Source organism: Pseudovibrio sp. WM33, from assembly GCF_001623165.1.
Lineage (GTDB): Bacteria > Pseudomonadota > Alphaproteobacteria > Rhizobiales > Stappiaceae > Pseudovibrio.
The window spans coordinates 23,522-44,559 of the sequence record NZ_LMCK01000077.1; the positions used below are offsets into that span (position 1 = coordinate 23,522).

A 21,038-nucleotide genomic window follows, 5' to 3' on the forward strand; every position below is an offset into this window, starting at 1 on the left:
TTTTAAGCAGGCTTGGGAAAAAGAGGCGATTTATGGAATCTCATGAAAGAGCGGTAATGCGCGTTTTGGCAGGCGAGAAACTAGAGCGCCCACCAATCTGGATGATGCGCCAGGCAGGACGGTATTTGCCTGAGTACAGAGCTGTACGAGCTCAAGCACCGAATTTTCTCGACTTCTGCTACAATACCGATCTTGCGACAGAAGTTACTCTCCAACCCATTCGCCGGTATGGCTTTGATGCTGCCATCCTATTTTCTGACATCTTCGTTGTTCCAGATGCGCTTGGCTACCCTGTAAATTTTGAGGAGGGTCGAGGACCAGTTCTCGAACCACTTTCGACAGAACTCGTTGATAAGCTTGATCAAGCTAGGACGATGGAGCATTTGGCTCCTGTTATTGCCACAGTCGAGCGTTTGAGAGCGGAGTTACCGACTGAAACCACCCTTCTGGGCTTCTGCGGAGCCCCGTGGACGATCGCTTGCTATTCTGTGGCTGGTCATACCACCCAGGACCAGTTTGCCGCTCGTATCGGCTCCTATCAGGATCCTGAGCTTCTGACTGCTTTCATTGATCAGCTGGTTGAAGCTTCGATCACGTACCTGGTGGCTCAGTTTGATGGTGGTGCAGATGCACTACAGATCTTTGACACCTGGGCAGGTGTTCTGGATGATATCGGTTTTGAGCAGTGGTCCGTTGGTCCAACCCGCAAGATCGTTGATGGTGTGAAAGCTCAGCGTCCAAACGCAAAGATCATTGGTTTCCCGAAAGCATCAGCTGCTCGCTTGAAGCGCTATGTTGAAGCCACTGGTGTTGATGCAGTTGGTCTGGACTGGACTGTTCCGGCAGAAGTGGCGCAGGAAATTCAGAAAATTGTTCCTGTACAGGGCAATATGGATCCAATGCGCCTTGTTGCCGGTGGACGTGCGCTGGAAACTGGAATAGATCACGCTCTCGAAGTTTTGGGTAATGGTCCGCACATCTTTAACCTTGGTCATGGCGTTGTTCCGCAAACTCCGCCAGAACATGTTGCTGAGATGGTGAAGCGGGTTAAAGGCCTGTAAGCAGACACTGCGAATTAGATAAGGCGCGGATCATGGATGATGCATATTCCTGGGCGAAGTCCCTCCACATAATCTCTGTGATTGCCTGGATGGCGGGATTGTTCTACTTGCCGCGCCTTTTCGTTTATCACACGAACGCTGAAATCGGTTCTGACAAAAGCGAAACCTTCAAGATCATGGAGCGCCGATTGCTTAAAGCGATTATGGCTCCATCCATGATGGCCACCTGGATTTTTGGCTTGTGGCTGGTTTATCTGCTTGATGCTTATTTTGATCTTTGGTTTATGCTGAAGTTTTCACTGGTTATACTGATGACGATATATCACGTGATGCTTTCACGTCATGTCACCAAGTTTGCGCAGGATCAAAATAAGAATAGTGAGCGCTACTTTAGAATTATTAATGAACTACCGACACTATTAATGGTTGCAATTGTGTTCCTAGTGATCTTTAAACCCTAGGTGATCCGAACATTCGAATTTTAATATTGGAAAATTAGGAGAATTAGTGGGCAATAAGCACTTGCCGAATTCAATTCGATTAGTTATTGTCCCCGCAACTTCACGATGTAGCTTATGTGATCGCTGATCTCCTAGCGATTTTCGAAGGTCGATAAATATCGTATCTAGATGAGCTGCTATTCCCCCCTAACGTTTTGTGTTCGAAAGTTCTTGATCCTTCTAAAGCTAAATCAAGTCCAGAACCCATAGTAAAGACGATCCCTATTGATGCGGGAAATGAAACTCAGAGACCTGAAAACTAAGAGCGCAACTGAACTCCTCGCTTTTGCTGAGGAACATGACGTTGAAAATGCAAGCACCATGCGCAAACAGGAACTTATGTTTGCGATTTTGAAGAGACTTGCAGAGCAAGATATTGAGATCATCGGCGAAGGTGTCGTAGAGGTCCTCCAAGATGGATTTGGATTCCTCCGCTCTCCTGATGCGAACTACTTGCCAGGCCCAGACGATATTTACGTTTCACCTTCACAGATCCGTCGCTTTTCTCTGCGCACCGGTGATACTGTTGAAGGCCAGATCCGTAGTCCTAAAGAAGGTGAGCGTTATTTCGCCCTTCTAAAAGTCAACAAAATCAACTTTGAAGACCCTGAAAAAGCGAGACATAAGGTTCACTTTGATAACCTGACACCGCTTTATCCAGATGAGCGCTTCAATCTTGAAATCGAGAATTCAACCTCCAAGGATATTTCTTCTCGCATTATTGATCTTGTAGCTCCGCTCGGCAAAGGCCAGCGTGCTTTGATCACTGCGCCTCCTCGGACAGGTAAAACAGTATTCCTTCAGAATATTGCGAAATCTATTACCACCAATCATCCTGAATGTTACCTCATCGTTCTGTTGATCGATGAACGTCCGGAAGAAGTAACGGACATGCAACGTACAGTTGATGGTGAAGTTGTATCTTCAACCTTTGATGAGCCAGCTACTCGTCACGTTCAGGTTGCTGAGATGGTTATTGAGAAGGCAAAGCGTTTGACCGAACATGGTCGTGACGTTGTTATCCTTCTGGATTCCATTACTCGCCTTGGCCGTGCTTACAACACCGTTGTTCCTTCCTCCGGTAAGGTTCTGACCGGTGGTGTTGATGCGAACGCCCTGCAGCGCCCTAAGCGCTTCTTCGGTGCTGCGCGTAACATTGAAGAGGGTGGTTCTTTGACCATCATCGCAACAGCGCTGATTGATACTGGCAGCCGTATGGATGAAGTTATCTTCGAAGAATTCAAGGGTACTGGTAACTCCGAAATCATCCTTGATCGTAAGATCTCTGATAAGCGCGTCTTCCCAGCAGTTGATATTCAACGCTCTGGTACTCGTAAGGAAGAACTTCTTGTTCCTGCTGATAAGCTCAAGAAGACTTTCGTTCTGCGCCGTATTCTCAGCCAGATGGGTACTGTTGATGCTGTTGAGTTCCTGCTCGACAAGCTGCGTCAGACCAAGTCCAATGATGACTTCTTCGACTCTATGAATACCTAGGTTTACTGCCTACCGAATTTTTCGGCCCCGCTCGCCAATTCGGTGAGCGGGGCTTTTTTATTTTTTAAGCCAATTTTTGACGCTTTTGATAGTTGGATTCGATTACGAAATAAGGGGAGGGGAATATGGAAGAGGTGCTGCTGGATAAATGCCCGCGTGTTGAAACCGAAAGGCTTGTTCTTCGTAGATGGGAAGAGCGAGATCTGGATGGTGTCGTCCGCATGAATGGTGACCCGAGAGTGATGGAGTTTTTTCGCTCTCTGAATACGCCAGATGAATCAAGGCAGTTTCTTGAGATCATGATGAGATAGGAGGAAAAGCACGGCTTTTGTTTTCATGTGGTGGAAGACAAAGAGACTGATGCTTTTCTTGGATTTTGTGGTCTCAACGTTCCTAGTTACAGCGGGCCGTTGCCATGTGAGCCGTGCGTTGAAATCGGTTGGCGGCTTACCCCAGAGACATGGGGAAAGGGGATTGCTGTTGAAGCGGCTAGGTTCTGGCTTGGATTCGGTTTCGAAACACTTCAGCTAGATGAAATCGTCGCCATTGTTGTCGTGCAAAACTATAAGTCGCGGCGAGTGATGGAGAAGCTTGGCATGGCGCATGATCCTGTTAAGGACTTCGACTTTCCCAATGTGCCCTCTGATGATCCCTTGTGCCGGCATGCGCTTTATCGAATTTCTGCAGAACAGTTTCTGGCGCAAGCCAATGGTTGAGAGCAAGATTGACTGTTGTCCGCGCCTTACAACAGAGCGACTTGTTTTGCGGAAGTGGGAAGAGCGCGATCTGGATGGTTTGGCAGAGTTGAATGCTGACCTGAGGGTGATGGAGTTTTACCCGTCGGTGCTGTCTTATGCTGAGAGTGAGAGCATGCTGGCGCGTTACATGGATGCGCAGCAACGGGATGGGTTTTGCTTTTCGGTTATCTCTGAAAAGGGGAGTGAGCGCTTTCTGGGGTATTGCGGATTGAAGGTTCCCGGATATCAGGATCATCTCTCATTTGGTCCTTGCGTTGAAATCGGTTGGCGGCTCTTGCACAGTGCGTGGGGAAAAGGGATCGCGACAGAAGCCGCACAAATATGGCTTGGATTCGGACTCGAAACTCTTCAACTCAACGAGATTGTCAGCTTTACACCTATACAGAACCATCGTTCTGAGAAGGTGATGCAGCGTCTTGGGATGGAGCGCATTGGAGAGTTTGAACATCCTATGCTTGAGGATGGGGACAGGCTCAAAAGGCAAGCGCTCTACAAAATGACAAGGCAACGGTACTTGGGGCAGGGCCATGATTGAAGATGTCATCGACAAATCTCCACGCATTGAGACTGAGCGGCTTGTATTGCGGAGGTGGGAGCCTCGGGATCTGGAGGGGCTTGTTCAGATGAATGCAGACCCACAGGTGATGGAATTCTTTCCGGCGGTGATGTCCCGGCAGGACAGTGAGCGGATGTTTGAGCGGCTCATGGCGAAGCAGGTGAAGTATGGGTTTGGTACTCCAGTTGTTGAGGAACGGGCGTCAGGGAGGTTCTTAGGGCTTTGTGGGCTCGGTGTACCGACCTACCCAGAACCGCTGCCCTTCGACCCGTGTGTGGAGATCGGATGGCGTTTTATACCCGGTGCATGGGGGAGGGGGATTGCTCAGGAAGCCTCGCGGATCTGGCTTAGATTCGGATTCGAAACTCTTCGTTTGGACGAGATTGTAAGTTTCACTTCTGCTATCAATCAGCGTTCTGAGAAAGTTATGCAGAGGCTGGGAATGGTGAGGGATGCTTCGGCAGACTTTGATCACCCTTTGATCGATGAGGGGCATCCATTGAGGCGGCATGTTTTGTATCGTCTCTCAAGGGAAAGCTTTCGGGAGCAAGTGCATGGTTGAGACATTGATTGATAGATGCCCACGTGTTGAGACTGAGCGCCTTGTTCTTCGTAAGTGGGAGATGCGGGATCTGGATGGGCTGATCAAGTTAAACACTGATCCCAGAGTTTTGGAATTTTTCCGTAAAAGGCCTAATGCTGAGGAAAGTGAAGAGGCTTTAAAGCGAGCAATCCAACGGCAGGACGAAAATGGATTTTGCTTACCTGTCGTCGAAGATAAAGAGACTGGGGACTTCCTTGGGTTCTGTGGTCTTAATGTTCCTTCATATGGTGAACTGTTGCCATGTGAGCCTTGTGTCGAGATAGGCTGGCAGTTAATTCCCGAGGCGTGGGGAAGGGGCATTGCGGTAGAAGCAGCAAAATTCTGGCTTGGATTCGGATTCGATACTCTTGGACTTGATGAAGTTGTTGCGTTTACCGTTATTCAAAATCACAACTCAAGGCGGGTGATGGAGAAGCTTGGTATGAGCTTTGACCCAGCTGGGAATTTTGATTTTCCTGGGGTGCCTGTTGAGCATCCTTTATGCCGACACGTTTTGTATAAGCTTTCAAAAAAGATGTATTTGGAACGAGAGAATGGTTGAGACATTAATTAATAAGTGCCCACGTATTGAGACCGAGCGTCTCGTGTTGCGGAAGTGGGAAGAGCGGGATCTGGACGGTATGGATGAGATGAACTCAGATCCGCGCGTCATGGAGTTTTTCCCAGATGTGATGTCTCGCGATGAGAGTGCCCATATGCTTGAGCGTATGATGGCTAAACAGGCTGATCTGGGTTTTGCATGTCCTGTTGTTGAGGATCGGGCTTCTGGTAGGTTTCTTGGTTTTTGTGGTTTGAACATTCCGACCTATCCAAAACCACTTCCGTTTGATCCGTGTGTGGAGATTGGTTGGCGGCTTATCCCTGATGCCTGGGGGAAGGGGATAGCGCAGGAAGCAGCTCGTATCTGGCTTGGATTCGGTTTCGAAACTCTTGAGGTTGATGAGATCGTTAGCTTCACGACGGAGACAAACTTGCGTTCGCAAAAGCTGATGCAACGGCTGCGTATGACGAGGAACCCAGCTGATGATTTTAATCATCAAATGTTGGAGGATGACCACCCGTTGGTGCGTCATGTGCTTTACCGATTGACGAAGGATCGTTTTGAAAGCGTATCTAAGAGCTGAACGTAATTGAATGCTCGTGTATGGGTGATCTGTGAATTTTGTGATGTTTCACGTGAATCACCCATGTTTTCAAAAGTATATTTATGAGCGCTGACTCACGTGAAACTGTGAGTCAGCGTTTAACTTATTTGCGGATCAAATCTGCTCTTTCACCTGTTCAGGTGTTGTTGTTGGTAGGGAGCATCCTTTTTCGGAGCAGATGAAGACAGTGGTTTCATCCGTGTTCCAGGATGAGTTTTCCAACTCCACCGGCTTAGCCACACCAGCAGGAATAACATCTACATAGAGGGCAGGATCAGCTTGAGAATGTATAGCCTGCATTATTGGATTCGCGTCCGAACCAGTTCCCAGAACCACAAGCGCTTTCTTGAATCGGGTACGTGCATCAAGTGCTGTAAGCAGTGATGCTGTGCCGAAGATGTTGTTTGGAACATCCGCTGCAAATGCATTCAGGGTTCCATCGGCGACATCACGAGAAGATGCGTCACCTGTCAGGATCCAATGTTCTGAGAAGGCAAAAGCTGCTACGGCGTTGTAGTTTGGTGTTGCTTCATCATAGGCGTGGTAGGGGCGGAGGATGAGATCGTCGGCGTCCTTATCTGTCATGTAGAACGCACCGTTGGAATGGGAGAAGCGCTCTTTCAGAATATTCAGGAACTCTTCTGCCTGTTGCAGGTAGCTCTGCTTCTCGGATGGATTCGGTTCCGATCTGTACAAGGCGAGAGCTGCTCTTGCAGCCCATGCATAGTCAGCGGCAAAACCGACTTCCAGTCGCTGGCCCTGACGCCAGGAATGACTGAGCTTTCCATCAATAAACATATGCTCTGTGATGAAGGCGAAAGCAGCCTTAGCGGAAGTGCGCATAGTTTCACGTGAGGTAAGAGCACTTGCTTTCACCAGCGCACAGATGAGCATACTGTTCCAGTCGGCCAGTACCTTGTCGTCTTTGTGAGGCGGAATGCGTTTGCTTCTGTGATCCAGCAGGATTGTTCTGCAGGTTGCCAGAGCTTCTTCTTCAGCAGCTTCCAGAAGAGTAGGGGAGTGACGTCGGTTGAGGATGATGTTGCCTTCCCAGTTTCCATCCGGGGTGACGTCGTAGACATTAGAGAACAGCTCGAAGTGTTCTGCCGGAACGAGGTTCTTCAACTCATCATAGGTCCAGACATAAAACTTGCCTTCGACACCTTCACTGTCTGCATCCATGGAAGATGCAAAGCCACCTTCAGGAAGCTTCATGTCGCGCTCAAGCCAATCGACGACTTCCTGGATTCGGAAGTGAAACAGTTCATCACCCGTTTCCTGATAAGCCCAGCACAGATGTTCGATAAACTGCGCGTTGTCGTAGAGCATCTTTTCGAAATGAGGAACCAGCCAAATAGAGTCGACTGCGTAACGAGCCAGGCCACCTTCCACGTGATCGTAGATACCACCTTGTGAAATTGCTCGCGTGGTTTTCAAAAACTGCTCACGCATGAAGGTATTTTTTTGCGCCTTGGCAGTTCTGAAAATGAGCTCCTGAACGGAGGCCTGAGGGAACTTTGGTGCACCCTTCATGCCGCCTTCTTCTTCATCCTGCATGTTGAAGAGTTGCTTGCCGGCAGCGGTGATCAGGAAGCCAGAAAGAGGGGAGGCCTCTGATGGTGGCTTGTTGAGAGCCTGGCTGATGGCTTGCCGGTTCTCTTCAATGGTGTCGCGATCAGCAATGAAGCTTTGTGAAATTGCGGTCAGAATATCCTTGAAGGCAGGAGAGCCGTGCCGTGCTTCATTAGGGAAATAGGTACCACCCCAGAATGGATCACCCTCTGGCGTGAGGAACATGGTCAGTGGCCAGCCACCCTGTTGACCAAGCATATGGAGTGCCTGCATATAGATCTGGTCAATGTCAGGACGCTCTTCGCGGTCTACCTTGATGTTGACGAAATGCTCATTCATGAGAGCGGCTGTTGCTTCATCCTCAAAACTTTCATGGGCCATGACGTGGCACCAATGGCAAGCGGAGTAGCCAACAGACAGCAGAATTGGCTTGTTTGTTTTTTGCGCTTCTTCCAGTGCTTCCTTGCTCCATTCCCACCAGTGGACAGGGTTATTTTGATGTTGAAGAAGGTAAGGGCTTGAAGCGTTCGTTAAGCGATTTCTGCTCATAAAGAGGTGATCCTGAGTTCAAGGTATTGCTTGGCGTAAAGGCTAGGTTTAACGCAGTTCATACGAGATCATACAGTTAAAGAACCGGGGGTGGAATGAATACACAACAGGAAACCATCTACGCAGTTTCTAGCGGCGCACTTCCTTCAGGCGTTGCTGTTATCCGTTTATCAGGTCCACAGTCCGGGCCAATCCTGAGAAAGCTGATTAAGGGTAAATTCCCCGTTTCACGTGAATCATGCCTTAAGAAATTATGGGACCCTGTAGATGGTTCTGTTTTGGATCATGCGCTGATTTTGTGGTTCGAAGGCCCTGGAAGTTTCACTGGCGAAGACACTGTCGAGCTACATTGCCATGGCGGGCGAGCTGTTGTTGCTGCGGTGCTGCGTGCGCTTTCCACCTTTGAAAAGACACGACCGGCTGAGCAGGGTGAGTTCACACGCCGGGCATTTCATAACAACAAACTCGACCTGACTGAGGTTGAGGGGCTTGCGGATCTGATCGATGCGGAGACCGATGCGCAGCGTCGGCAGGCTCAGCGTCAGATGGATGGTGCACTCGGAGACCTCTATTCGCAGTGGCGCGAAACGTTGATCCGCAGCCGTGCGATGATTGAGGCTGAGCTCGATTTTTCTGATGAAGACGATATTCCAGATTCTGTGGCTGACGAAATCTGGGTGGAGTTGGCGAAGCTTCGTGACCAGATTGTTGCCCACCTATCTGATGCGCGGAGAGGGGAGCGTCTGCGCTCTGGTCTGCAGGTTGTTCTGCTTGGTCCACCTAATGCGGGTAAGTCCAGCTTGATGAACAAGTTGGCTCAGCGCGATGTGGCGATCGTGACGCCTGAAGCTGGAACAACCCGTGATGTGCTTGAGGTACATCTGGACCTTGGTGGTTATCCGGTCACGTTGATCGACACTGCAGGTATCCGTGAGAGTGCTGGCATGATTGAGAAAGAGGGCATTCGTCGTGCTCTCGTTCATGCAGAAAAAGCTGATCTCATTCTCTGGACACATGCGCCTAATGTGGCTGCTGAGGAGTTGCCGGAGAGTTTGCTGAAGAATGGTGCAGAGATCTGGCGTCTCAATACCAAGAGTGATCTGGGCTCTGATGCTGATCATGACTCCTTCGAAACAACACAAAAGATCAATGTTTCTGTTCGTGAAGAAGGTGGCATGAATGCGCTGCTATCAAGCCTCGAGTCGTTTGCGGAACGAAATATAGGGTTGATTGAAAACCCGCTTATCACTCGTGAGCGTCACCGTTCTCATCTGACCCAATGTGTCGAAGATCTGAACCACGGTATTCAAGCGGAGGGCTTTCCGATTGAATTGAGAGGTGAGGATTTGAGACGAGCAGCTGATCAACTGGGGCGTATCACAGGTCGAATCGACGTTGAAGACTTGCTCGATGTCATCTTCCGTGACTTCTGCGTTGGTAAATAAAAGATGTAGAAGTGCCATGTTTCACGTGAAACATTTATTGGGAATCGTGAGTCAGTGGGGAAAAGCTAGTGAGTCTCGTGGATAACTAATGCTGCGGCATTGGCGACTCACTGCGCTGTTTTCTTTGACCCAGCGCGTGACCTGTTGTATCAAGTCTTCAAGAAAATAGGTAGTTGCCCTTCTAGTTCCCCCAAGTTTTATCTGCGGCCTTCATATGGTCCAGAGGCTCGCAGAGAGTGTGGCTTGTCCTTTCTCTGTTTTTAGATGGGCGAAATGCAGGACCGAAATGTCTGATAATTTTGATCTTGAGTTTGACGTTGTCGTGATTGGCGGCGGCCATGCAGGCTGTGAAGCCGCGGCTGCGGCTGCGCGCATGGGTGCCCATACAGCGCTTATAACTCATCGCTTTGACACCGTTGGTGTGATGTCATGTAACCCAGCTATTGGCGGTTTGGGGAAGGGGCATCTGGTTCGAGAAATCGACGCACTGGATGGATTGATGGGCCGGGTGGCTGATGCTTCCGGTATTCAATTCCGTATGCTCAATCGTCGCAAAGGGCCAGCTGTGCAAGGGCCGCGCTCTCAGGCTGACCGCAAGCTCTATCGCGAAGCGATGCAGGCTGAGATTAAAGCGATTGATAATCTCGATGTGGTGGAAGGTGAAGCTGACACGCTGATCCGTGAGGGTGATATCCTCAAAGGCGTCGTGCTTGGTGATGGTCGTCGGGTTTCGGCCAAGGCGGTTGTGATCACGACCGGCACGTTCCTGCGCGGTCTGATCCATATCGGCGATAAGCAAATTCCTGCGGGTCGTGACGGTGAAGCGCCAGCGCTTGGTTTGTCTGTATCTTTGGAAGAGATTGGTCTGCGACTTGGTCGTTTGAAGACAGGCACTCCGGCACGTCTGGATGGGCGCACGATCAATTGGGATATCCTTCAGCAGCAGCCAGGTGATGAAAAGCCTATTCCATTTTCAACACTGACCGACAAAATCCAGATCCGTCAGGTGCCGTGTTACATCACACGTACGACCCCAGAGACGCATCAGATCATTCGCGACAACATCAAGCGGTCAGCGATGTATTCGGGCGAGATCCAGGGCAGGGGTCCTCGGTATTGTCCGTCTATCGAAGATAAGATTGTTCGCTTCGGTGATCGTGATGGTCATCAGATCTTCCTTGAGCCTGAAGGGCTGGATGATCCAACAGTCTATCCCAATGGTATTTCGACCTCGCTTCCTGAGGATGTTCAGATCCAGTTTCTGCGCACCATTCCGGGTTTGGAGAAGGTTGAGTACTTCAAACCGGCTTATGCGATTGAGTATGATCACATCGACCCGACTGAACTGACAAACACGCTTGAGGTGAAGAAGCAGAAGGGCCTTTATCTCGCGGGTCAGATCAACGGTACTACCGGTTATGAAGAGGCTGGAGCCCAAGGTCTGTTGGCTGGTTTGAATGCTGCCAGAACATCTCAGGATGGCGCTGCAGTGACTGTTGGACGTGCTGACGGGTACATTGGTGTGATGGTTGATGATCTCATCACACGGGGCGTTTCTGAGCCGTATCGCATGTTCACATCCCGCGCTGAGTATCGTCTCACACTACGTGCAGACAATGCGGACCAGCGCCTCACACCACTTGGTCTTGAGTGGGGATGTATTGGTGATACGCGTCGAGTCGCTTTCGAAACGAAGATGGAAAAACTGCGGAAAACCAAGGATTTGATGCAGTCCGTCAAAATTACACCCAACGAGGGGCGTAAGCATGGCTTGCCGATCAATCAGGATGGTGTGAAGCGCTCTGTCTTTGATTTGTTGGCCTATCCAAATATCACTCTTGAAGACCTCATTGAGATCTTTGATGAGATGAAAGATGTCGATATCAAATGTGCCGAACAAGTTTCTATAGATGCGATGTATGCCGTCTATCTGGAACGTCAGGCAGCTGATATCGCCGCTTTGAAACGGGATGAGGACTTGGTTATTCCTGAGCGGATTGACTATACCTCACTGACCGGACTTTCCAACGAGGTGCGTCAGAAGCTTGAAGCTTTGCGCCCTTCAACCATCGGGCAGGCATCGCGCATGGATGGGATTACCCCAGCAGCGCTGACTTTGCTGCTTGCGTATATTCGCCGCTCAGGCAAAAACATTGCTGGTGCTGTTTAGTATGTCATTCGAAAAAAGGGCTGATTACAGCCATATTACACCTGTCATGCGTATGTATGAGGATGTTTCACGTGAAACGTTTGAACGTCTAAGTATCTACGTGGACCTCGTTCTCAAGTGGCAACCTGCACAGAATCTGATCGCACCATCTACGATGAACGATATCTGGATGCGGCATGTGGCCGATTCTATTCAGATTCAGCGTAGTTTGCCGGATGCACATTCCTGGATTGATTTCGGAAGCGGTGCAGGTTTCCCTGGATTGGTGACTGCGATGTTGCTGAGGCAGGAAGGGGAAGAGGGCATTGTACATATGGTTGAGAGCAACCAGCGCAAAGCAGCTTTCCTTCGGACTGTGGCACGTGAGACTGGCTGTAACGTCAAAGTTCATGCGGGTAGAATCGAAGCCGTTACGAAAGACTGGCAGGCTCCGATTGAGGGTGTTTCGGCGCGTGCACTAGCTTCTTTACAGGTTCTCTGCGGGTTTTCTTCGCAATTTGTACAGCGTGGCGCGACTGCTGTTTTCCACAAAGGTCAAGATTTTCGCCGCGAAATTGAAGAAGCATCTGCCGATTGGTCAATTGATCTGGTAGAAAAAGTAAGTCTAGTAGATCCGCTAAGTCGCGTTTTGGTTCTATCTAAAATTGACCCGAAAACCGCTAACTAGGGTGCTGTCGGATGAGCTTACTGCCGCAATCTCCACGTGTATTGACTATCGCCAACCAGAAGGGTGGCGTAGGCAAGACGACAACAGCCATTAATCTTGGCACAGCGCTTGCCGCAATTGGCGAACGCGTCCTGATTATTGACCTGGATCCGCAAGGCAATGCGTCGACAGGGTTAGGGATTGATCGCGTCGATCGTGAATATTCTACCTATGATGTTTTGAGCGGAGATTCGACGCTAGAGCAAACTGTTCTGGAAACTGCTGTTCCGCGTTTATGGATTGCTCCATCAACGATGGATTTGCTGGGTGTTGAGTTGGAGATTTCTTCTGCACCTGACCGGACGTTCCGATTACGGAATGCAATTTCAGGTATGGCGCAGGCAGCTGAGATGGGTAGGGCACAAGGGTATTCATATATTCTAGTGGACTGTCCGCCGTCGTTAAACCTCTTGACTATCAATGCCTTATCGGCATCTCACAGCATTCTTGTACCGTTGCAGTGCGAGTTTTTTGCTCTGGAAGGTCTAAGCCAGCTGCTTAGCACCGTTGAACAGGTGAAGCAGTCTCTCAATTCAGAGCTGAGCATCCATGGCATTGTGTTGACCATGTATGACAGCCGTAACAATCTCTCCAGTCAGGTTGTACAGGATGTGCGTGAGACGATGGGTGATGCAGTCTATGAGACTGTGATTCCACGGAACGTACGTGTTTCCGAGGCTCCATCTTATGGCAAGCCTGCTTTGCTTTATGATTTGAAGTGTTCCGGTTCGCAGGCTTATTTACGACTCGCTTCCGAAATTATTCAGCGAGAGCGTGACATGCGGATGGCGGCTGCCTGATCTGGCTGCCGCTTCTACTTTAAAGAGATTTGTTATTTGACCCGCAGAGCGTGCGGGAAGGGGCTGCTGACTCCCGAGCTCCTAGAATGTAGATAGGTGGAATTGAAATGGCGAAAACTGAGGAAGCAGGGCGTACCAATAAGCGACTAGGGCGCGGCCTTGCAACGCTGTTGGGTGACGTAAACTCAGAGCCAGCTGTCTCCACTCCAGAACGTAACCGTGATGTGCGGAAGGTGCCGATTGAGTACCTTCAGCCGAACCCACGTAACCCACGCAAATCATTTGTAGAAGATGATCTGAATAACCTGACCGAATCCGTTCGTCAGAAGGGGATTGTGCAGCCAATTCTGGTGCGTCCTCGTCCGAATAAGCCGGGTCATTTCGAGATCATTGCTGGTGAGCGTCGTTGGCGTGCAGCTCAAAAGGCTGGTTTGCATGATGCACCTGTTGTCATCCGTGAGGTGACTGATCAGGAAGCGCTGGAACTTGCGATCATCGAGAATGTTCAGCGTGCAGACCTGAATCCTATCGAAGAAGCGTTGGGTTATGATCAGCTGATCGAAGAGTTTTCTTACAGCCAGGTTGAACTCTCCAAGGTTATCGGTAAGAGCCGGAGCCATGTGGCCAACACACTGCGTTTGCTGAAACTGCCAAACTCTGTGAAGGACTATCTTGCAGAAGGGCTTCTCACTGCTGGTCATGCACGTGCATTGATCACTGCAGAAGATCCTGCGGCTTTGGCTGAGCTGATCGTGGAGAAGGGGCTCACAGTTCGTGATGCAGAGCGTCTGGCTCAGAACCCTGACTTGTTCGAGAAGAAAGAAGCTGCTCCGAAGCCTGAGAAGGATGCGGATACACGCGCGTTAGAAAAGCGTCTGGCTGATGGTTTGGGCCTTAAGGTGGCTATTGCTCACAAGACTGATAAGGGCACTGGTGAGCTTAAGATCAAGTACAAGAATGTAGAGCAACTGGACGAAGTCTGTCGCTTGCTGGGCATTCAGAACTGATTGTTTCTGCTATCGGAATTTTAGAAAAGGCCGCGTCTCTTAACTGAGGTGCGGCCTTTTTAGATTCGGAAAAGAAATGATTTTCTTAGTTGGAATTTAGCCTACGACTGGAAGCAGTTTTTCAATGCGTGCACTGACTTCTGCTCTCTTCTTCTCAGCCATATTGCGACGGCCGAACATCAAACCCAGGCAAATGAAGTACCAACGGAAAACCCAATAAGCCAAGAGGATCAGCGCGGGGAGGCCTATGATCAGATTTATGATTGATCCCAGTGCCGCGTAGTTCTGCATGAGGTAGCCGATTAAGACACCAAAGCTGAGCAATGGCGGGAAAATCCAGGCCCACAATGATGCTGCTCCAAAAAGCGACAATTGAGGGCGCAGGAGCGCGAAGTTGATTGCCCAAAGTTCGTGTTGAGCGAACTTCAGCCTGATCCAGTGGATGAGTGAGTGAGACATAGGAGTGCCTGTGACTTCGCTTTGCGCGAATATTGTTGTTGTTTGTGAGGAAGGTGGCGACCCACCTTCCGCGTGTTTATCGTCGTCTGTTTGAGGCTTTAGCTACCTGAGCAATTGCCAGAAGGGTATGAGACACAATCGCAGTTGAGAGATTGGCGTTGAAGCGCGCCTCTTTTACAGCGTCGTTGAGACGGGTCAGAGCGCGTTCCAGAAAGTCTTCATTCCAGATCTCAACTTGTCTGACAATCTTCGAGCGACGCTTCCAGAAGATTGGAGGACGCACGCCGCCAATAACATCTTCTACAGCAATGCGTTGATTGGCTTTTAAGCGGCACAGGTGAAGCATTTGGAAATGTCTGAGGGCTTGAGAGGCTATCACGCCAACGTCCGTCCCTGAGGCTGAGAGGCGCTCCAGGCCGTGGTCCAACGTGATCGTGTCACCCAAAGCTGCAGCATCGATTAGCTCATCCATGGCGAAGGCAGAAGCATCGCCAATGATCTCTTCGACATGATGCACCTCAATGCGATTGTCATTCATCGCGTAGAGGCACAATTTCTTGAGTTCTCCGCGGCTTGCAATGCGGTCAGCGCCAAGCAGAGTGTGAAGCGCCATGCGGGCTTCTTTGCTGATTTGCAGGTTTGCTGACTGGGTTTCTTCATCAATCAGACGATCTACATCGCGTGCTGTGTCTGCAAAGCAAGGGATGGCGACAGCGGTTTTGCTGGCTTCGATCTTTTTGCGCAGGCCTGCAGTCTTTTTCAGGTCTCCAGCTTCAATCACGATGAAGGCAGAAAAGTCGTTGTTTTTGAGAAGCGGTTCGACGGCTGGCAGCACGCTCTTGGTGCCGTTTTCGCGGACCCAGATTGTGCGACGGCCACCAAAGAGGGGAATGGTCAGGGCCTCATCGATCAATCTGCTTGGGTCTGCAGCGATGTCAGCAGCGTCCAGTTTGACTTGGGAGAACGGATCATCATTCTCGGAGGCTGCTTTGGAGATGAGTGCTTGCGCTCGCTCATTCACCAACCCGGTGTCTGGTCCATAAACAAGAATGAGGTTTACGGAGTCTGGCGGGTTGGCGATGTACCGGTCAATTTCAGCAGCTTTGAGGGCTACCATAGTGGTCCTATTCTACAGGCTCTACAGGATGAGTTGCAAAGAAGCTTGCTATGCGGGTGTTGATGTCAGCAGCGACAACCTTGGTAGCACGGTCTTCTGCATCTCGTTCTGCTCTCAGGTTTGCAAAGCGCTGACTGGAAAAGTCAAAGGATGCAGAGGCAAAGGAGCGGCCAGTGTAGAGCGTACGATCTGTCTGGATATCTGCCAGAACGAAGCTGGTGTTGACGGTGATGTTGTAAGCGGTTGGCACGTCGGCCAGCTGCTCAACGCCCACTTCAGCACGGCGCTTGTCTGTCAGGATTTCCAAACGATACTTTGGCGGCAGAGCATCACCACCACGTGTGAACGCGAAAATCAGCTGATTGCGCAGAACCTGATTGATACGCTTGATAGACCCTGAATCCCCATAGCTTGGGAACTTCATGGAAATTGCCGCCATTTGAGCCTGGACGGTCTGGGTCTGCTCCGAGCCATCGCCTAACAGCGTTGGGCTAACGCCATAGAGCGGACGGAACTGGCAGCCAGAAAGAAGAAGGGCACCCGCAACAATTGTTGCCCCGCCGAGTAGAACCCGGCGGGAAGGGCGACCTGATTTAGCAGGGCGATCAAACAACGACATTTACAATCCTCTGAGGTACCACGATGATTTTACGTGGGGCCTTGCCATCCAGAGCTTTCTGAACAGCCTCATGTGCCAGAGTAGCTTCTTCTACCTGCTCTTTGGAAGAGTCTCTTGCTACAGAAAGCTCACCTTTTTTCTTCCCATTGATTTGAATCGGAAGCGTAATGGTGTTTTCTACCAGCAGATCCTCTTGGACAACCGGCCAGTTTGATGTGGATACCAGTCCTTCATTGCCAAGTATGGACCAGCATTCCTCAGAAAGGTGAGGTGTGATTGGTTCCATGAGCTGCAGGAGGAAGCCAGTTGCTTCGCGCAGAGCATATGCCATGTCCGGTTTGGACAGGTCTGATTGAAGCGCCTTGCTGATCGCGTTGGTGAACTCATAAAGACGGGCAACAGCACGGTTGAAGCCAAGGCCATCAAAGTCTTTTGTGATGGCAGCCAGAGTTTTATGAGAAGCACGGCGCAGGGCTGTTGCTTCATCACTGAACTCAGCAGGTCTTGCGATGTTGGCTTCAGTCTTTTCAGAGACTTCACCAATGATACGCCATACGCGCTGTACGTGACGCCATGCACCGATTACGCCATCTTCTGTCCAGATGATGTCGCGCTCTGGCGGGCTGTCAGACAGAACGAAGAGACGTGCTGTATCAGCGCCGTAGGTGTCGATGATGTCGGTTGGGTCAACAACGTTCTTCTTCGACTTGGACATCTTCTCGATGGAACCAATGGTAACTGGAGCGCCGGTTTCTGCGTGAACCGCTTTTCTGTCGCCTTCGGTGCTGATGATGTTGATCTCAGCTGGTGTTACCCATTTTCCATCAGGGTCTTTGTAGGTCTCATGGTTCACCATGCCCTGTGTGAAGAGGCCTTTGAATGGCTCTTTCACATCCAGATGTTTGGTGATCTGCATGGCGCGTGCAAAGAAGCGGGAGTAGAGCAGGTGCAGGATCGCGTGCTCGATGCCACCGATGTACTGATCAACAGGCAGCCATTCAGAAGCCACCTTTGGATCGGTCGGATTGCTGTTCTTCGGATCAGTGAAGCGTGCGAAGTACCAGGAGGAATCCACGAAGGTGTCCATGGTATCGGTTTCACGCTGAGCATCCTTGCCACAGCATGGGCATTTCACATTGCGCCATGTTGGATGACGATCCAACGGGTTGCCCGGACGGTCGAAAGTGACATCTTCCGGCAGAACAATTGGCAGGCTTTCTTTTGGCGCTGGCTGAACACCACAGTCATCACAGTGGATGACAGGGATCGGACAACCCCAGTAGCGCTGCCGGGAGATACCCCAGTCGCGCAGACGGTAGTTTGTTTCGCGGTGCGCCTGTTGTTTGCCTTTGGCTTCTTGCGCTTCCAGCTTGTCAGAAACAGCATTCTTCGCATCCTCGATGGACATACCGTCCATGAACTCGGAATTAAAGATGGAGCCTTCGCCGGTGTAAGCTTCGGTGCCAACATCGAATGTGGCCGGATCTTCACCTTCTGGCAGCACAACTGCTTTGACTGGCAGCTTGTACTTGTAGGCGAAGTCCAGATCGCGCTGATCGTGTGCAGGACATGCGAAGATCGCGCCTGTGCCGTAATCCATCAGGATGAAGTTTGCCACATAGACTGGCAGCTCCCAAGATGGATTCAGCGGATGTTTGACGCGCAGGCCGGTGTCGAAGCCAAGCTTTTCTGCGGTTTCAATTGCTTCAGCTGTCGTGCCAATACGGCGACATTCAGCAATGAACGCCTGCAGTTCTGCGTTGTCTTCAGACAGTTTCTGCGTAATTGGATGATCTGGTGACAGGCCCATGAAGGACGCGCCGTACAGCGTGTCCGGACGGGTCGTAAATATCTCCAGATTCTCATCACCGGTTGGAGCGGTTTCGGTGAACTCGAAATTGACTTTCAGACCAACAGATTTGCCGATCCAGTTCTTCTGCATGAGACGAACTTTTTCAGGCCATTCAGTCAGAGTGTCGATTGCTTCCAACAGCTCTTCGGAATGATCAGAGATCTTGAAGAACCACTGGGTCAAGTCTTTCTGTTCAACTTCTGCGCCAGAGCGCCAGCCTTTGCCGTCGATCACCTGTTCGTTTGCCAGAACGGTCATGTCGACTGGATCCCAGTTTACCTTTGCGTTTTTGCGGTAAACCAAGCCAGCTTCCAGAAAGTCCAGGAACAGGGCCTGCTGCTGTGCGTAGTAGTCTTCATCGCAGGTTGCGAATTCGCGGCTCCAGTCAAACGACAGACCGATTGTTTTCAGCTGACCGCGCATTGCTGCAATGTTGTCGTAGGTCCAGCCCTTTGGGTGAACCTTCTTTTCAGCCGCTGCGTTTTCCGCAGGCATGCCGAATGCATCCCAACCCATAGGGTGCAAAACGTTGTAGCCGCGTGCGCGTTTGAAGCGTGCAACCACATCACCCATGGAGTAGTTGCGCACGTGCCCCATGTGTAGTCGACCGGATGGGTAAGGGAACATCTCTAGTACGTAGTATTTTTCGCGCGGATCATCGTTGTCCGTCTCGAAGACGTTCTTTTCGTCCCATACTTTTTGCCAGCGCGCTTCCGTTGCGCGTGCATTATACCTATCCGTAGCCATTTATTCCGCCGTGTGTTTGATTTTTGCCCTGATCAAGCAAATTAGGTTTGCTCGGACTGTCACCAGAAATTGCCAGCTTGGTCAAGCGGTAGACAGAGGAAAAACCAAGAAGATTTGTCAGAAATTTCTCAATGATGTGCAACTACTCTTGCTTTTAGACCTTAGGGAGCGCATTTCATGTCTCCAATATGGATTTTTCGCTGGAGTTAGGAATGAGTGACGCTGCTGCACTTCGCCTTAAAGAGGTTAAGGAAAACATCGGAAAAGCTGAGGCGGATGTTGAACGTCCGAACGGCTCTGTAACGTTGATTGCAGTCTCAAAAACATTCGAAGCTTCAGATATTAAGCCGGTTTTAGAAGCTGGACAGCGTGTGTTTGGTGAAAACCGGGTTCAGGAAGCAATGGGCAAATGGCCTGGGCTTCGTGAGGAGTTTGAAGGTGTTGAGTTGCATCTGATCGGCCCGCTTCAGTCCAACAAGGCGAAAGAAGCTATCCAGACCTTTGACGTGATCCACACTGTGGACCGGGATAAGATTGCTAAAGCGCTGAAAGTTGAGATGGATAAGCAAGGCAAGACGCCAAAGCTGTTCATTCAGGTTAATACCGGGGAAGAAGACCAGAAGGCTGGTATCCCTCCAAAGGACGCGGATGCGTTTATCGCGAAGTGTCGTGATGAATATGGGCTGGAGATTGAAGGCCTGATGTGCATTCCGCCAGTTGACGAAGCACCGGGCATGCATTTCGCGTTGCTAGAGAAAATCGCAAAGCGGAACGGTCTGGAAAAGCTCTCCATGGGAATGTCTTCTGATTACCCAATTGCCGTTCAACATGGTGCAACACATGTGCGTGTCGGTTCTGCGGTATTTGGTGCGCGCGATTATTCGCAGTAAGCATTACTGAAAATGTTGAGTTTTGAACGGGCGAGGGATTTCTCGCCCGTTTTTCGTTTGTATTAAAGTAGTTGATCGCTCAGCCATTGGACTGTGGTGGAGACCACGAGGTCGTTGTTTTGTGGGCTGATGATGTCGCCTGCGATGACGTGGTTGTTGTCGTCACCGGAGCTTTCGATAAGCAGACGCTGTTTTGGTGCGCCCCATTTGTCATAGGCGATATTGGTGAGTGCTGCGTCGATGGTTTCATCCTTTTCACTGTAGATGAACAGGGCAGGTACGCTTGCGTTTGCCGGGTCTTGTTCCTGCAAAACTGAGATTGTGGTTGCCATTGGGAGGAGGGCTACACTTGGGTAGCTGATGGTCCAGCCCATTTGCTCTTCTTTAGATGGTGCTTTAGAAGACGAGCGGGTTTTGCCAATGATCAGAGGGACATAGTGTCTTGCGAACGGCATATCGAGCAAGAATCCGCCTGCTGCTTTGACACCAAAGTTTGGTGAGACAAACACCATTGCGGCCACATCATCTTTCAGCGGGTGGTCCTGCATCGCGAGCCAAGCTGCAAGTGAGCCACCGGTTGAAGTGGACATGATGATTGTCTTCTCACCAATGCGCCGGCCAATTTCGACCGCTTCAGCGAGGTCGTTGACCCAGTCGTTCAATGAGGCTTCTGCCATCGCTTCACCCGAGCGGCCATGGCCAGTCAGGCGGGTGAAGAAAAGATTGGCGCCCATCTCATTTGCAACGCGGTCCGGTACAGGGCGGATCTCGTGTTTACTGGCGGAAAAGCCGTGGACGTAAATTATTGAAAGAGGTGTTTTGCTGTTCTTCTTACCATTGAACCAGATGATCTCTTTGGCCGTGTCAGAACGAATATCCTGAAACTTGGCCTCACTCTCTGAAAGATACACTTCGAGATCATCACCCATAATTTCGGGTTTGAAGGTGATCTCTGTATCGCGTGGTTCTCTTGGGCCTGCCATGAAG

19 protein-coding genes and 1 pseudogene are annotated in these 21,038 nt (G+C 50.3%); 14 read left to right on the forward strand and 6 right to left on the reverse strand.

Going from position 1 to position 21,038, the window contains the following annotated elements:
- Window positions 1-32: 32 nt before the first annotated feature.
- The 8 genes and pseudogenes from hemE to PsWM33_RS13255 all read left to right on the forward strand — a co-directional run bounded on the left by hemE (window position 33) and on the right by PsWM33_RS13255 (window position 6,097).
- Window positions 33-1,061: a uroporphyrinogen decarboxylase gene (gene hemE, locus PsWM33_RS13220; RefSeq protein WP_063300554.1), complete on the forward strand. Its 1,029-nt coding sequence runs from the start codon at window positions 33-35 to the stop codon at window positions 1,059-1,061.
- A gap of 32 nt (window positions 1,062-1,093) precedes the next feature.
- Window positions 1,094-1,522, forward strand: a complete 429-nt coding sequence (hemJ, locus tag PsWM33_RS13225) for a protoporphyrinogen oxidase HemJ (protein ID WP_057463212.1) — start codon at window positions 1,094-1,096, stop codon at window positions 1,520-1,522.
- A gap of 267 nt (window positions 1,523-1,789) precedes the next feature.
- Window positions 1,790-3,055: a transcription termination factor Rho gene (rho, locus tag PsWM33_RS13230; RefSeq protein ID WP_057463213.1), complete on the forward strand. Its 1,266-nt coding sequence runs from the start codon at window positions 1,790-1,792 to the stop codon at window positions 3,053-3,055.
- 125 nt (window positions 3,056-3,180) lie between these two features.
- Window positions 3,181-3,771, forward strand: a pseudogene (locus tag PsWM33_RS28445) (GNAT family N-acetyltransferase).
- A complete protein-coding gene (locus PsWM33_RS13240; RefSeq protein ID WP_208994554.1) occupies window positions 3,764-4,348 on the forward strand; it encodes a GNAT family N-acetyltransferase in 585 nt (194 codons plus the stop codon). The pseudogene PsWM33_RS28445 and the gene PsWM33_RS13240 overlap by 8 nt, the downstream one beginning before the upstream one ends.
- Window positions 4,341-4,931, forward strand: coding sequence for a GNAT family N-acetyltransferase (locus tag PsWM33_RS13245; protein WP_063300555.1), 591 nt, complete (start codon window positions 4,341-4,343; stop codon window positions 4,929-4,931). Before PsWM33_RS13240 ends, PsWM33_RS13245 begins: the two co-directional genes overlap by 8 nt.
- Window positions 4,924-5,514: a GNAT family N-acetyltransferase gene (locus PsWM33_RS13250; RefSeq protein ID WP_082827000.1), complete on the forward strand. Its 591-nt coding sequence runs from the start codon at window positions 4,924-4,926 to the stop codon at window positions 5,512-5,514. The genes PsWM33_RS13245 and PsWM33_RS13250 overlap by 8 nt, the downstream gene beginning before the upstream one ends.
- Window positions 5,507-6,097: a GNAT family N-acetyltransferase gene (locus PsWM33_RS13255; protein WP_063300556.1), complete on the forward strand. Its 591-nt coding sequence runs from the start codon at window positions 5,507-5,509 to the stop codon at window positions 6,095-6,097. The genes PsWM33_RS13250 and PsWM33_RS13255 overlap by 8 nt, the downstream gene beginning before the upstream one ends.
- Before the next feature lie 135 nt (window positions 6,098-6,232).
- Here PsWM33_RS13255 and PsWM33_RS13260 read toward each other — a convergent pair whose 3' ends face one another.
- On the reverse strand, window positions 6,233-8,239 hold the full coding sequence (locus PsWM33_RS13260; RefSeq protein WP_063300557.1) for a thioredoxin domain-containing protein: 2,007 nt from the start codon (window positions 8,237-8,239) through the stop codon (window positions 6,233-6,235).
- A 95-nt stretch (window positions 8,240-8,334) separates the two neighbouring features.
- On the opposite strand from PsWM33_RS13260, the gene mnmE reads away from it, so the two are divergent.
- The 5 genes from mnmE (at window position 8,335) to PsWM33_RS13285 (ending at window position 14,367) form a co-directional block, all read left to right on the forward strand.
- Entirely contained in the window at window positions 8,335-9,684 is a 1,350-nt protein-coding gene (gene mnmE, locus PsWM33_RS13265; RefSeq protein WP_063300558.1) for a tRNA uridine-5-carboxymethylaminomethyl(34) synthesis GTPase MnmE, read from the forward strand.
- A 286-nt stretch (window positions 9,685-9,970) separates the two neighbouring features.
- Window positions 9,971-11,854: a tRNA uridine-5-carboxymethylaminomethyl(34) synthesis enzyme MnmG gene (mnmG, locus tag PsWM33_RS13270; protein ID WP_063300559.1), complete on the forward strand. Its 1,884-nt coding sequence runs from the start codon at window positions 9,971-9,973 to the stop codon at window positions 11,852-11,854.
- Window positions 11,855-11,900: 46 nt separating this feature from the next.
- Window positions 11,901-12,521 (forward strand): 16S rRNA (guanine(527)-N(7))-methyltransferase RsmG, encoded by a 621-nt coding sequence (gene rsmG, locus PsWM33_RS13275; RefSeq protein ID WP_063300573.1) that lies wholly within the window; start codon window positions 11,901-11,903, stop codon window positions 12,519-12,521.
- Between the two features lie 11 nt (window positions 12,522-12,532).
- A complete protein-coding gene (locus PsWM33_RS13280) occupies window positions 12,533-13,360 on the forward strand; it encodes a ParA family protein (RefSeq protein WP_063286220.1) in 828 nt (275 codons plus the stop codon).
- A 107-nt stretch (window positions 13,361-13,467) separates the two neighbouring features.
- Complete coding sequence (locus tag PsWM33_RS13285; RefSeq protein WP_063300560.1) at window positions 13,468-14,367, forward strand: ParB/RepB/Spo0J family partition protein; 900 nt, start codon at window positions 13,468-13,470, stop codon at window positions 14,365-14,367.
- Window positions 14,368-14,463: 96 nt separating this feature from the next.
- Here the strand turns inward: PsWM33_RS13285 and PsWM33_RS13290 are convergent, their stop codons facing one another.
- The 4 genes from PsWM33_RS13290 to leuS form a co-directional block, all read right to left on the reverse strand.
- Window positions 14,464-14,826, reverse strand: coding sequence for a hypothetical protein (locus PsWM33_RS13290; RefSeq protein ID WP_063300561.1), 363 nt, complete (start codon window positions 14,824-14,826; stop codon window positions 14,464-14,466).
- A 76-nt stretch (window positions 14,827-14,902) separates the two neighbouring features.
- Window positions 14,903-15,943, reverse strand: coding sequence for a DNA polymerase III subunit delta (gene holA, locus PsWM33_RS13295; RefSeq protein WP_063286218.1), 1,041 nt, complete (start codon window positions 15,941-15,943; stop codon window positions 14,903-14,905).
- 7 nt (window positions 15,944-15,950) lie between these two features.
- Entirely contained in the window at window positions 15,951-16,562 is a 612-nt protein-coding gene (lptE, locus tag PsWM33_RS13300; RefSeq protein WP_057463224.1) for an LPS assembly lipoprotein LptE, read from the reverse strand.
- Window positions 16,549-19,161, reverse strand: coding sequence for a leucine--tRNA ligase (leuS, locus tag PsWM33_RS13305; RefSeq protein ID WP_063300562.1), 2,613 nt, complete (start codon window positions 19,159-19,161; stop codon window positions 16,549-16,551). Before leuS ends, lptE begins: the two co-directional genes overlap by 14 nt.
- Before the next feature lie 212 nt (window positions 19,162-19,373).
- Between leuS and PsWM33_RS13310 the strand changes: the two genes are divergently transcribed.
- On the forward strand, window positions 19,374-20,051 hold the full coding sequence (locus PsWM33_RS13310; protein ID WP_063300563.1) for a YggS family pyridoxal phosphate-dependent enzyme: 678 nt from the start codon (window positions 19,374-19,376) through the stop codon (window positions 20,049-20,051).
- A gap of 62 nt (window positions 20,052-20,113) precedes the next feature.
- Here PsWM33_RS13310 and PsWM33_RS13315 read toward each other — a convergent pair whose 3' ends face one another.
- Window positions 20,114-21,034: an alpha/beta hydrolase gene (locus PsWM33_RS13315; protein WP_208994555.1), complete on the reverse strand. Its 921-nt coding sequence runs from the start codon at window positions 21,032-21,034 to the stop codon at window positions 20,114-20,116.
- Window positions 21,035-21,038: the final 4 nt, after the last annotated feature.